The organism is Leptospira kemamanensis (assembly GCF_004769665.1).
GTDB classification, from domain to species: Bacteria; Spirochaetota; Leptospiria; order Leptospirales; family Leptospiraceae; genus Leptospira_A; species Leptospira_A kemamanensis.
This window is the reverse complement of sequence record NZ_RQGG01000013.1, coordinates 223550-236720: the sequence shown is the minus strand read 5'-3', so window position 1 is coordinate 236720 and position 13171 is coordinate 223550. Positions and strand designations below refer to the sequence as shown.

The 13171-nt window shown below is 38.9% G+C and carries 9 protein-coding genes, 1 tRNA gene and 1 pseudogene; 5 read left to right on the top strand and 6 right to left on the bottom strand.

From position 1 onward, the window contains the following. Positions 1-152 precede the first annotated feature (152 nt). A complete protein-coding gene (locus EHQ59_RS05745) occupies positions 153-3779 on the bottom strand; it encodes a vitamin B12-dependent ribonucleotide reductase (protein ID WP_135618304.1) in 3627 nt (1208 codons plus the stop codon). 222 nt (positions 3780-4001) lie between these two features. Here EHQ59_RS05745 and EHQ59_RS05740 point away from each other — a divergent pair. From EHQ59_RS05740 to EHQ59_RS05730, 3 genes are all read left to right on the top strand, one after another. Further along, positions 4002-4074, top strand: a tRNA-Asn gene (locus tag EHQ59_RS05740). A gap of 188 nt (positions 4075-4262) precedes the next feature. Then, positions 4263-4838 carry a L,D-transpeptidase family protein gene (locus EHQ59_RS05735; RefSeq protein ID WP_167481381.1) on the top strand — a complete coding sequence of 192 codons (576 nt, stop codon included), beginning with the start codon at positions 4263-4265 and terminating at the stop codon, positions 4836-4838. Between the two features lie 99 nt (positions 4839-4937). Beyond that, positions 4938-5534, top strand: a complete 597-nt coding sequence (locus tag EHQ59_RS05730; protein ID WP_135618303.1) for an LBF_2127 family putative lipoprotein — start codon at positions 4938-4940, stop codon at positions 5532-5534. 66 nt (positions 5535-5600) lie between these two features. Here EHQ59_RS05730 and EHQ59_RS05725 read toward each other — a convergent pair whose 3' ends face one another. Beyond that, positions 5601-7067, bottom strand: a complete 1467-nt coding sequence (locus EHQ59_RS05725) for a flavin-containing monooxygenase (protein ID WP_135618301.1) — start codon at positions 7065-7067, stop codon at positions 5601-5603. Between the two features lie 344 nt (positions 7068-7411). Between EHQ59_RS05725 and EHQ59_RS05720 the strand changes: the two genes are divergently transcribed. Together EHQ59_RS05720 and EHQ59_RS05715 are read left to right on the top strand one after the other, a co-directional pair. Beyond that, complete coding sequence (locus EHQ59_RS05720) at positions 7412-7732, top strand: ArsR/SmtB family transcription factor (protein WP_135618299.1); 321 nt, start codon at positions 7412-7414, stop codon at positions 7730-7732. Beyond that, positions 7729-8217 (top strand): annotated as a pseudogene (locus EHQ59_RS05715) (SRPBCC domain-containing protein). The gene EHQ59_RS05720 and the pseudogene EHQ59_RS05715 overlap by 4 nt, the downstream one beginning before the upstream one ends. 251 nt (positions 8218-8468) lie before the next feature. Here the strand turns inward: EHQ59_RS05715 and EHQ59_RS05710 are convergent. Genes EHQ59_RS05710 through EHQ59_RS05695 form a run of 4 tightly spaced genes read right to left on the bottom strand, consistent with a single transcriptional unit; the run spans position 8469 to position 13146 of the window. Continuing rightward, on the bottom strand, positions 8469-10082 hold the full coding sequence (locus EHQ59_RS05710; protein ID WP_135618297.1) for a GH3 family acyl-acid amido synthetase: 1614 nt from the start codon (positions 10080-10082) through the stop codon (positions 8469-8471). Then, positions 10072-10800, bottom strand: coding sequence for a hypothetical protein (locus tag EHQ59_RS05705; protein WP_135618295.1), 729 nt, complete (start codon positions 10798-10800; stop codon positions 10072-10074). Before EHQ59_RS05705 ends, EHQ59_RS05710 begins: the two co-directional genes overlap by 11 nt. After that, entirely contained in the window at positions 10779-11855 is a 1077-nt protein-coding gene (locus EHQ59_RS05700; RefSeq protein WP_135618294.1) for a hypothetical protein, read from the bottom strand. Before EHQ59_RS05700 ends, EHQ59_RS05705 begins: the two co-directional genes overlap by 22 nt. Further along, entirely contained in the window at positions 11833-13146 is a 1314-nt protein-coding gene (locus EHQ59_RS05695) for a B12-binding domain-containing radical SAM protein (RefSeq protein ID WP_135618292.1), read from the bottom strand. Before EHQ59_RS05695 ends, EHQ59_RS05700 begins: the two co-directional genes overlap by 23 nt. Between the last annotated feature and the right edge of the window lie 25 nt (positions 13147-13171).

Sequence of the window (13171 nt, the reverse complement as noted above, 5' to 3'; positions counted from 1 at the left end):
TTGAAAGGAAAACACCTGAAAGCAAAAAAAAGGACCGAATGTTCGGTCCCTTCTTTCCCACTTCCTCATCCGTAATGTGACCCCTTGATTTGCGGTCTCCATTGGATTCACCATCTGAGTCTTTTGCAAACTAGATGGTGATTGGATTTTCTTTATGAACAACCTGTTGTGGATCCACAGGAGATACACTTGAGGCAAGCTCCATTTCGAACCATTTGGAAGGAACCACATTCTGTACAGGAATCTCCTGTATACCCTTTGGTTCTTGCTTCCGCAATGATCTTAAGTGTTGCTGCTGCCGACTGTGCTTGTGTGGGTTGAGTCGTTTGCGCTCCAGCCACTGCCACAGCTTCCGGTTTATCTTCGAGAACTGATTTCATGGAAATCGCATTCACTTGTAGCGGAGTGCGAGGGCCGCTACTTTCCTGCTTTCCCACAGTATCTCGAGCCGGTTCTGCTTTTCTTCCCACTTCGTCTGTTCTCAAATCTTCTGGTGATACTTGTGCCAAGTCGTATCGACCAAGATAAGTGATCGCAAGTTCTCTGAAGATGTAATCGATTACAGAAGTAGACATTTTGATATGAGGGTTACCTGATACCATTCCGTTTGGTTCAAATTTGAAGAAGGTAAATGCTTCTACAAATTCTTCCAATGGAACGCCATGTTGTAATCCAAGGGAAACAGCAATCGCAAAGGCATTCATCAGGGAACGGAATGCCGCTCCTTCCTTATGCATATCGATAAAGATTTCACCGAGTTGGCCATCTTCGTATTCTCCTGTTCGGAGATAAACTTTGTGACCACCCACCATTGCTTTTTGTGTGTATCCTGCACGTCGGTGTGGAAGTTTCCTTCTTTCCGAGATGTATTTATACACCAATTTTTCTGCTACTTCTGTTACCGTTTTTGGAGCGGAAGTAGTGCTTAGTTCTTCTTCCTCTTCTCCCACAGCACTTAACAACTGAAATACGGAGTTAAGTGGTTGTGAAAGTTTTGATCCGTCTCGGTAGAGAGCGTTTGCTTTGATCATCACTTTCCAGGACATGAGGTATGCATTTTTTACATCCTCGATGGTTGCCTCTTCTGGAAGGTTGATCGTTTTGGAAATCGCACCCGAAATGAATGGCTGAGCCGCTGCCATGATTCGGATGTGTGATTGATAAGATAAGAAACGTTTTCCGTATTTACCACATTTGTTCGCACAATCAAAAACAGGAAGATCCTTCTCTTTGATGAATGGTGCGTTTTCGATGGTCATCGTTCCACAAACATAATCATTTGCTTGTGCGATTTCATCTGCCGTAAATCCCAATGTTTCAAGCAAATTGAAACCCATGGAATTGTAAAGGGAAGGATCGATTCCCAATGTTTTCGCAAGGAAATCTTCACCTAATGTGAATTTGTTGAAAGCAAATTGGATATCAAAAACAAATGGAAGTTGTTTTTCTAATTTTTCCAAAACATCTTCCGTGAAACCTTTTTCTTTCAATCGTGCTGTATTGACACCAGGTGCTCCATTGAATGTCGCATGACCTTTACAATAGTTCACAATCGCGTCTTGTTCTGCTTGGCTATAACCAAGTTTTTTCAATGCTGCAGGAACGGATTGGTTGATGATTTTAAAGTAACCACCACCCGCTAATTTTTTGTATTTCACTAGAGCAAAGTCAGGTTCGATTCCAGTCGTATCACAATCCATGACAAGACCGATGGTTCCTGTTGGAGCAATCACTGTTACTTGTGCATTGCGGTATCCGAATTGTTCTCCCAGTTCCAGGGCTCTGTCGGAATCTTCTTTTGCTGCTTCGAGTAAGTAAGACGGTAAGAAAGAAGGGTTAATTCCCACTGGAGTGATGGTTAAACCTTCGTATTCTTCTTTTGGTGCATTGTAAGCAGCACGTCTGTGGTTACGGATGACACGTAACATATGGTTTTTGTTTTTTTCGTAACCAGCAAATGGTCCGAGTTCTTTTGCCATTTCAGCAGATGTCGCATACGCAGTCATATGCATGATGGAAGAAATCGCACCAGTCACAGCCATCGCTTCTTGAGAATCATAAGGGATTCCCATGATCATGAGAAGGGAACCAAGGTTTGCATACCCGAGCCCCAATGTTCTAAACTTGTAAGACAATTCTGCAATTTCTTTGGATGGGAACTGCGCCATGAGAACAGAAATCTCTAGAATGATGGTCCAGATTTTGTTTAGGTAACGGTATCCTTCTACATCAAAGGTTCCATCTTCTTTTAAGAATTTAACTAGGTTCGCAGAAGCTAAGTTACATGCTGTGTTGTCGAGGAACATGTATTCAGAACATGGGTTGGAGGCATTGATCGCTCCATCTTCTGGACAAGTATGCCATTCGTTGATCGTGCTATGGTATTGTGTTCCTGGATCCGCTGAGTTCCAAGCTGCGTTAGCAATTCTTTCCCAAAGGTCACGAGCCCGTAGGGTTTTTGCCGCTTTTGGTTCACGACCTTCTTTGAGAGCTTTATCCTTCTCTGTGCGATTGATGAGGTGGAATGGTAAGTCTTTTTCTACCGCTTCCATAAACTCATTTGTGATTCGCACGGAGTTATTGGAGTTTTGTCCAGAAACTGTATTGTATGCTTCAGATTGCCAATCGGTTGTGAGTTCTTCAAAGAGTAGGTCTTTGTATCCTTGTTTTGACAAATCAATCACTCGTTTGATGTAGTTGTCTGGAACAAAGGCTTTTCTAGCTTTTTGGATGGCTTTTTTCAACTCAACGTTTGCAGTCGGATCGTATGCTTTTTCTTCACCAAGTGTTTGTTTGGCGGAAGCACAAGCGCTCATTATTTCATTTAAGAGTCGGTTGTTTAGAATGGAACCAGTGACAAGGGATGCCACTTTTTTCTCTTCTTGGACTTTCCAATCGATAAACTCTTCGATATCAGGGTGGTCCATATCAAGACAAACCATCTTTGCGGCACGTCGAGTGGTTCCGCCGGATTTAATCGCACCTGCGGCACGGTCCCCAATTTTTAAGAAGGACATAAGGCCTGAACTTTTGCCACCACCCGAAAGGGATTCATTGGCTGCACGTAGGTTGGAGAAGTTTGTTCCTGTTCCCGAACCGTATTTAAAGAGGCGAGCTTCTCTGACCCAAAGGTCCATGATTCCGCCTTCATTCACTAAATCATCATCGACTGATTGGATGAAACAAGCATGTGGTTGTGGGTGTTCGTAAGAAGAGGCGGATCTTACTAATTTTCCCGATTTTGGATCAACGTAGTAGTGACCTTGTGATTTTCCATCAATTCCATACGCCCAGTGGAGACCGGTGTTGAACCATTGTGGAGAGTTAGGAGCAGCCATTTGGCTTGCGAGCATAAAGATTACTTCTTCATAGAAAACACGAGCGCTATCTTCATCTGTAAAATACCCGTATTTATAACCCCAATACGTCCAACATCCTGCCAAACGGTGGAAAACTTGTTTGGAATCTGATTCTCCTACATAACGGTCTTCGGGGTTTAGAGCGACGAGTTTTTCATCATCAGGAACCGAACGTTGTAACCATTCTGGGATTCCTTTTTCTTGGACTTTTTTGAGATACTTGGGAACACCTTTGCGGCGGAAATACTTCTGCGCGAGGATATCGGTAGCCACTTGCGACCAAAAATCGGGAACTTCGACGCCGTTTGCTTCAAACACAACCGACCCGTCCGTATTTGTAATTTTTGAGTCCTTACGAACCCATGTTAAATTCGGGTATAAACCCTTGTTCCCTTTGGTAAAATGCCTCTCAATCTTCATGCAAGAACCCCATCTCAAACAACATATAAAATTTCTATTTTTTCCTCTACCAGAAGCGGAGAGGATTATGTCACAATGAAGGAATCTTAAGTTGGAAACATCTATTTTTTCAGAGTAAGAGATCGGATTTTTTAGAATTTTTTCAAAAATTTTCGTCGCTATGACATAATTTTTTCCTTGACCTAGCGGGCTTTCTCCGTAGCATGGTCACAGATTCGAGATTCCCCTTTAGCTCAGTCGGTAGAGCAAATGACTGTTAATCATTGGGTCGCTGGTTCGAGCCCAGCAGGGGGAGCGGATCTTCTGATTCGCCATTTGGAATTCATCCATCTTACCCCATTTTCCAGTTTCCGCAAAAGAAAATCCTCCATTTCCCTAATTTTTTCGTGCCAATTTCCTTCCATTCCTCGTTTTTTTCTCTATTTATTCCTATTTTTGCCCAAACTCGACGTATTTCCCGAAGGGAATCCTGCGAAATTTACTTTGCCACACACGTTTTTCCAATCCGAACAAGTGGTAATTGTGATCGGTCGACCAGGGGAAACACAAGGAAAGTTGCACTTATTCACCCTTGTTGACGGTGAGTGGCGAACCGATTTAGAAGATGTGCCTGTTTGGTTTGGTCGCAGTGGACTGACTCTATCCGAACACAAACGAGAAGGCGACGGATTTACGCCTGAAGGGTATTTTCCCATCAAAAGAATTCTTGGGAAAAGAAAAAATTCCATTCGTCATTTAGAATACACTCAAATTCGAAAGTTTCACTTTTGGAATGATGATCCAAAATCAAAACACTATAACCAACTAGTCTCAAAAAAAGAAAAGGGTTCTCATTCTTTATGGGATTCTGAGATTTATGAGATCTTTGTGGTCATCGAACATAATACAAATCCGAGTTTCCCTGGGATGGGAAGTATGATTTTCCTGCATCCATGGAAAGAAACCAAACCTACGTCAGGTTGTGTGGGTGTAAACCGGGACATTTTATTCAAAATGGTAGAAACTTTGGATGGGAAAAAAAATCCATACCTCGTCATCACTTCCTCAACTGAAAATTGATATGGAAAACATCTTATTTGAAAGAAACATTGAATAAAAATCTAAATAGAATATTAGTTAAACTTGACAATTGTTAGTTCCAAAGGAATAACAAAGAATATGCGTAATTCCTTCGTTAGCCTATTGTTTTTATTCTTCTTTGTTTCTTGCCAAGTCGACATCAGACAAATTCCACCTTCTAAACAAGATACAGTTCAATCGATTGCCAAATACCCAAACCAAATTTTTATCGGCAAATTTGATATCATCACTTCAGATCGTTTAGGATTTGTGAAAGGTTGGAAACCTGTTTTCATTGAATATTTAAAATCGGCTCGGATGTTTAATAAGGTGTCCATTCCCGATGAAAACTCAAAAATTACAGCTGATGATTACGCCATTGACGTCACAATTACCCCTCGTTATTCGGATAATTACAACTATTGGTGGACTTGGCCTGCCATTTACCCAATGGTTGCCTACTGGCCTGTACAAATTCGCGAGCACTCCTACAAAGTCCAATTTGAATATAGCCTTTACAAGGGTTCCAAACTCATAACATCCAATACATTACAGGAAGAAGCTGAATATACTGTTGAAATTTATGGATTTTTCAGAACCGCTAACATTGAAAAGATGATCGAATCTACTAACTTGTTAGTTATGGACAAAGCTTTGCGAGACTTAGAAGGGAGGTTACAATCGAGTCAAAATTAATCGCTAAAAAAGCCGGTATTCATAACAAATACCGGCAAAATGTTGTTTAGGTTTTGAAAAAAATGATTATTGGGAAATCAAACGAAAGTCTTGGTAATCAGGAGTTTTCATTTCTTTTTCCCATCGACTCCAGGTATAGGGCCACATCGCAGGGTCTCCATCTGGATCCAAATACCAACTTTGGCAACCTCCAAGCCACACGGTTCCGACCATTCCTTTTTTTAGATACGCAGCAAATCGTTGTAAGGCTTCTTCTTTTGCATCAATTGCGTTAAATTTTCCCTTTCTCCAATCTTCTATGATTTTTAAAACATATTTGGTTTGGACTTCACTCATCGCGATGACAGAAAAATTTCCAATGGGGGTGTTTGGCCCGAGCATTAGAACAAAATTTGGAAAATGTGGAATGAAGAGGGATCTGTAAGCCTGCACTTTCTTTTTCCAGGCAGTTTCAATCGAAATTCCATTTTCGCCTGTTAGGTTCATTGGGCGCATAAAGTTAAAAGGATGGAACCCTGTCGCAAGCACTAATACATCCAATTCGTGAAGTTTGCCGTCCTTTGTAACGACACCTTTTTCCGTAATTTTTTCAATCCCTTCTGTCACCAAATCCGCATTTGGTTTTTGGATGGCATCATAAAATGTAGAGTTTACAATCACACGTTTACAACCAACTCGATAATTCGGAGTCAGTTTTTGACGTAACACTGGGTCCTTTATGGATGTACGAAGATTCCGTTTACACAAAAAACTCATGAGTAAGTGAGGAATTTTTTTACCAATCACAGCCTTAGAGAAGGTTTGTTCCACGGCAAAGGTATACCACTTATGAAATCGTTTGAGGATGTTTGGTTCCTTTCTCCATTTTTGTTTATCTTCTTCTGTATAGGTTGTATCTGGAACTTTTACAATCCATTGCGGTGTTCTTTGAAAAACAGAAACCTTTTTACCAACCTTAATCATTTCAGGAATCACTTGTGCTGCAGTTGAACCTGTGCCGATGACTCCAATTCTTTTTCCCTCTAATGCTACTGAATGGTCCCATTCCGCGGTATGAAAACATTTCCCTTGAAAACTTTCAAGTCCTGGGATATTCGGTTTTGCGGGATGGTGTAAGATACCAGTTGCTGAAATTAAGAAGTCAGAAATGTATGTTTGTCCTTTGGACGTTTTTGTGGTCCACTTTCCATTTTGGTATGTGGCTTCCGTAACCGCTTCATTGAAATGAATTTTGGGAGTGACCTTAAATTCTTCACTCACTCGTTTGAAGTAAGCATGGATTTCATCTCCATGAGCAAACCTATGGCTCCATTCTGGATTTGGCGCAAAACTATAAGTATACATATGGGCGGGGATATCACAGGCAACACCTGGGTAAGTATTTTCACGCCATGTTCCTCCTAGGTCCGATTTCTTTTCTAGGATGGTGATGTCTTTTACTCCTATGCGATCCAATTCGATTGCCAGTAGGATTCCCGTCATTCCAGCTCCGATGATGACGACTTTCGGATCCCGTAACGTTTGTTTTGTCATTTCTTCCCTCATTCCTTAAACACCGAAATTCATTGGGTTGAACGATGTTCCGTTTTTAATCATTGGAAGAAAATTCAATCAATTCTACTAACATTTGCAATCAAAAAAACACAAAGAAGGTGAAAAAGGTAATTCAGTTTCAAGTTGGATGATAAGAGTCATTCTAAAATCGCAAGCATTATAAACGAACAGTTATCGGCTATGTTCCAAAGGATGATATCTAAAATGGAATCACGAAGAATAGGGCAAACTGTTCTGAACTTGTGTATGGAAAAAAAAGTATTTAATATATTGCTTAATTAAGTATTGACTAAATTAAGAAGTTTATTAATTAATTAACCCTTATGAATCCTTTTTTTGTTTTGAGTGATGAAACTAGAAGAGAAATTATCCTTTTAGTTGCCAGAAATGGTGAACTGACTTCCACCGATATAGCAAAACAATTTCCCATCAGTGCACCAGCAATTTCCCAACATCTGAAATTGTTAAAAGACTTACAATTTTTGAGAGTAAAAAAAGAAGCGCAGAAAAGAATTTATTCAGTCAACTTGGACGGTTTTTCTGAAATGGAAGAATTCATTCAGAAGGTCAAAGATAATGGAATCAAACGATTGAATCGATTGGAACGTTATGCATTAAAATTAAAGAAAGGAAAAAAGATATGACTTCAACTCCCGTAATTACAGAAATTTATGATAACAAAGTTATTTTTCGGAAGTAATTTGATGTTCCCAAAGAAATATTATTTGAAGTATGGTCTGATCCAAACCATTTGAAGGAATGGTGGGGACCAGATGGGTTTACTCTGACTGTTTTATCCTTTGATTTCAGAAGCGAAGGAATTTTCGAATTCATCATGCATGGACCTGATGGACAGGATTATCGAAATAAAATCCAATTCCTCAAGATTGAGAAATCTCAACTGATTTCTTATCAACATATTGGTGATGGCGAGGGAGACGAAGATGTGGATTTCCAATCCGATATATTCTTTGAATCACAAGGAGATGGAACCAACTTAACCATGATCCAAGTCTTTAAGAGCAAACAGGAATTAGAACGAGTGAATCAGAAATATGGCGCGATTGAAGGTGGAAAACAACACGTCGGCAATTTATCCAAGTATTTGGAAACCTTACAAAAATCATAAGGTCTCAAAGGATACACCGTCTTCGATTGCTTCATGGTCATGGAAATCACCTGCACATGAGTGAATTGTTTCCTTATCTAATTTTGGAGTAGATTTTAAGATGATGCAACGACTAGTGTTTCTCTGTAGATGATTACGTGATGCAGTGAGGAACTTCCCATAATTAGTATTATGTCGCATTAGGTTTCGTACCACGTTGTATAGAAAGTCACATCGGTAACAGTTTCGATTCCTCATATGGGTGAAACATCTTACATCCTCTTCGGGATTTCTTTTCGTATCGGTGCCCTTAGAATCTTCATTTTACTCGTAGACAATCTCCCTTGGATCCCTTTTTCCTTCACTACGTGTTTGAACTGAACTGGTCTTAGTTGCCCAAGACGTCGTGCATACGCATAATGTGGATTTTCATGTAAAACGAGTTCGAGCGAATCTGTTAACGATTTGATTTGCGAATTGGTAAGTGCAGTGGTTGTCACCAATTCATAATAAGCAGTTTTTTCGGAGAGGTTTCCGCGGAGAAAGGTTTCCCGTTCCGGTAAGTGGAATTTGGTTAATATCGGTTTCCATCTCACTCGAAGAAAATTTTCATTTAGTTTTTCACCCACCAAATCAGAAACCTCGTCGTTACGTCCGAGAAATCGTAATTCTGGAATTTGACCATATCGAGATACCATTTCAAATCGATCACCCAGGAGGTAACGATAAAATCCACCACCTGTCGTTACCAAAACTTCATATTCCTGACCAATTTCTAATTCCTCAGGTAAAAAGATGTTTCCATTTGGATCCATAAATTCAAAAAAATGAGATGTATATGCTAATAAATGTTTGGTGTTGAAACGGTTTTCATAAAATGGAATGGTAATTGCCGCTTCTGTTGCTAGGATTCCTTTGCTTTCAAATGGAACGTTTGGAAACAATTCCTTTACTTGTAAATAGGATTCTTTTGCAAAAGAATCAGTCCAACAACTGATGAGTTTCAGGTTTGGCCAAACATCTGACCAATGGATCTCTTTAGAAGATAACATTCCTCTTAGTTCCTGACTTCTTTTGGGATTTTTTTGTGAATAGCGTTTTGAAAATTCTTCTTTTGGTTGGGACATTTGGATTGGTTCGGAGATGGTTCCGTTTTCGAGATCCGCGAGTATTTGTATATGGTCTTTTTGGATCCGATCTAAAATGGACATCCAAAAACTAGGATGCCAAATTGATACAAAACTTAAATCCTTCGAGTTCAGTAAATACAGACATGTAATGTATAAAACAAAATTGGTATCGGGAATTTGACTTATGTTTTCTGGAACGACAAGAAGCGATTTTGCAAACATACGTTCGATGGGATTTAGATAGTCTCTATCCTCGTCAAATCCAATGGGAACTTTACTTTCCTCAAACGTAGGAAATTCGGAAGGAGAAACAGAAAAATAAAATTTTCCCTTCTTGATTTCGGGTTGAGACTGGAACAATCCGTAAATCCAAACACTGATTGATTTTGCATATTCTTTTGCTAATTTTTCTGTAAATGGAACCCACTTATGTTTTCCAGAACTTCCACTACTCATTCCCATTTTTTTCAGTTTGGAATTTGATAATACAGAATATTTTCCTTGGATCATTCGGTTTAAGAATTCTTCATAATCCGTATATTCTGAAACTGGAATCCTATTTTGAAATTCTTTGATATTCCAGTTTGCGCGAACCTTGAATTTTTTTCCAAATTCTGTTTGTTCTGAAAGTCGTAAAATGTCTTTTAAGATTTGAGATTGAACTTGGGAAACATGATTTTTATTTTTTTGAAATGTTTGGTAGGAGGGAAAACAACCTAGTTTCCAAAGATGGGTTAAAATTTGATTATGATTCATGTTTGGATAATAAGTAACGATAGATAATCGGAATGATATTTGATTTCGAAAATGGCGCCAGGCAAACGAGTTCTTCTCCCAGATGGTAATTCTTGTTTTGGGACACAAAGTATTGGATGTATGGATCTTTTGTATGAGTGATTGCAATTTCTTCCGAGTCCAAGTCTCGAATTGTTTGGACTTGTTTTTTTCTTTTTAAAATCCCTGTCTGTTTGTTAAATTCCTCGCCAAATTGAAGTGAGGCGATCAGGTCTCTATATCGTTTTAAAGATTCATTTTCTATCAAAGGATTTGGGTAAAAAACTTTGAAAAAAACAGAAAGGTATCGATACGTACGAAATCCTTTGGAAGTCAAAAGCCAGTACAAAGGAATCTCTTCCTTAGATACTTCTAACATATACCTTCCCCAATAGATCGGTATGGATAGTGTACCTCGAAATTTTTTGGAAAGGACTGTGTCACCTGAATAGGCAATCTGAATGGTTTGGTTTTCGATTTCCTGTGTTTTTAGTTTTAAAGTCGTGAAACCTTGGATTGTTTCCTCTTTATGAAAGAGAAATACTTTTGTTTTTTCCATTAAGTCGGAACAAAAGGAAGGAAATTCCATTCCTAAATAATTCTCTTCCATTAAGGAATACATTTGTTGGATTTGTGAATCAATTAAGGATTCGGGAGAAACGATTTTACAATCTAAGTTTAAAGAAGTCCTGTTTCCCATTCTGTAAAACCTGTTTCGGAGATTTGATTGAGAGGAGACTCGGATTCCCAGTGAACAAAATACCCTAGACTTTTGATTTTCCAAGCCGGCATTTTTTGAAAGGAATGGAACCAAGGATCTCTTTTGGAAACTGTATAACAAAGATACGCATTCGGATAAACTTGTTTTGATTTTTCTAGAATCGTTTTTAAGATGGGTTCAAGTTCTTTGTTCTCAATTTCTGTGATTTTGAGTTGGCTTAGAAAAACATAATGTAAAGGTTCCTTTTCCTTGGGAAGGAAAGGCAAATGTTTTATTTTTGCCCAAAGATTATAGAACAATCGAAACAACTTCCATGGCGGAGTGTATCCTAATACCCTCCATCGTTTCCAACTAGATTGGTCCCAAAGTCCAAATACAGAAACGAGTGTTTGGTTTTTGTACACGGCATATCGTGAATAATGGGATTTTGTAAAAATCGAATTTTTTAATATTGGAGTTAAGAAACTATTCATCCTCTTTGATTCCCAAAGTTCCAATTCTTCTTTTGTCTGAGAGAAATCTCGGATTGAAAATTGATTTTCCCCCTTCCCTACTCTCGGTTTCCAAACAAAGGTGATGAGTTCATCCAGATAATGATAGTTAGGTAAAGAGGCTCTACCTGAGGTAAGGATCTTGAGTGCAATTGTGTTTTCCGATTGGATGGTTGTGAGGGAACCTGGTAGTGGATATCGATTTTGAATTTCTTTTAACTTTTGATACCCTCTTGCGAGTGCGATCCCGGAACGATATTGTTTTAAAAGCCTAAGGCCAGAAAGGATCCCTAGTTTGGTTTTCTTTCCTTTCCAGTAAAAATCAGATTCTGTTCTATGTCCAATGCCTACCATCTCTCCCGAATTGGTTTCTCTTCCGATGATGATTTTAGGATGAGATCCTTCTTGGGAAAGTGAATCGAAATAAGATGGAGAACGATCTAACGCAAGTTTTAAGCCACCTTCCGAGGGGAAATTGGAACTGAAAATGACGAGCTCTTTGTCATCATTTCTTTGGGCGCTAAGAATTTTTATGGAAGGCAAGTGAAGTTTCCTTTACTTTTAATAATTCACCTTGAAAGGATTCATCACCTAGCGGATACAAATCGCGTAAAGATGCTTCTTTTCTTAATAAGAAATTGATGAAAAGGTATGCTTGTAACATAAAAAAACTTCCCGAATTGGTTTTGGAAAACATTCGTTTCCAAATGGAAGAGTAGGAATAAAAAGATTTCCTTGCTTTGACACATTCCAATTGAATTGTCTCGGGATCCATATTGGTCCGAAAAGGAACCTGCCCATATCGATATTCGTCAGCTAACCACCATTTGGGATACAACAACTTCCCCTCTTCTTCTAATCGTTTGTACAAAGGTGTTCCTGGAAATGGAGTAAGATGATTAAATGCTGCCATAAATATTTTATGTTTGATGCAAAATTGAACAGCTTCCTGAAACGAATCCATTGTATCATTGTCGTATCCAAAAATAAAGGTAGCATATAGCCTGATGCCATAAGAATTCATTTTGTTGACAGCGGCTTCGATTCCACCCTTTGTTGTGTTAAATGATTTGTTCATCTTTAATAAATTTTCATTGTTTAAAGATTCGAACCCAATGAGGACACCCTGGCATCCACTCTCTTTTAGTAATTTCAACATTTCATCATCATGTGTCATGGTGATGGCAGCTTGGCTTACCCAACGAATTTTAAGAGGGATAAGGGCTTTGTAAAAAGCTTTTGCTTCTTTTGGGTGGGAGACAATGTTGTCGTCCACAAAGAAGATTAATTTCCTTTTGTCCGATATACTTTTGATTTCATCTAAGATGGTCTCAATTTCTTTCCTGTTTTGTGTGGATTCAAAATAAGTTTGGATCACACAAAAATCACATTTGAAGGTACAACCTCTTGCTGCTTCTACAAGGCCTATGGGTAAATATCGTTTCCCTTTCAGGATAGAACGATCCGGTTGGATTTTAGAAATGTCTGGCCTTTTTTCTGATTTATAAATTCGTTTGAGTTCTCCCCTTTCAAAATCAGAGATCAAATCTTTCCAAACAGCTTCTGCTTCGCCTACTACAACAGATTCCGCATATTCTGAAACTTCCTCTGGGATTAAGGTAGCATGAAATCCACCCATCACAACAGGAATGTTTCTTCGTCTATATTCAGTGGCAATTTGGTAAGCTCTTTTTGCCGTATAGGTTTCGATGCTAATCGCAACTAAGTTTGTAGGCTCATCAAAAGGAATCTTTTCCATCCGATCATCATAAAATTTTACTTCAATGTGTTTCGGTGTTAAACCAGCCAAATGGGCAGCTGGAAGTGATTCCATTTGCCAACCCTTGATGTATTTTTTC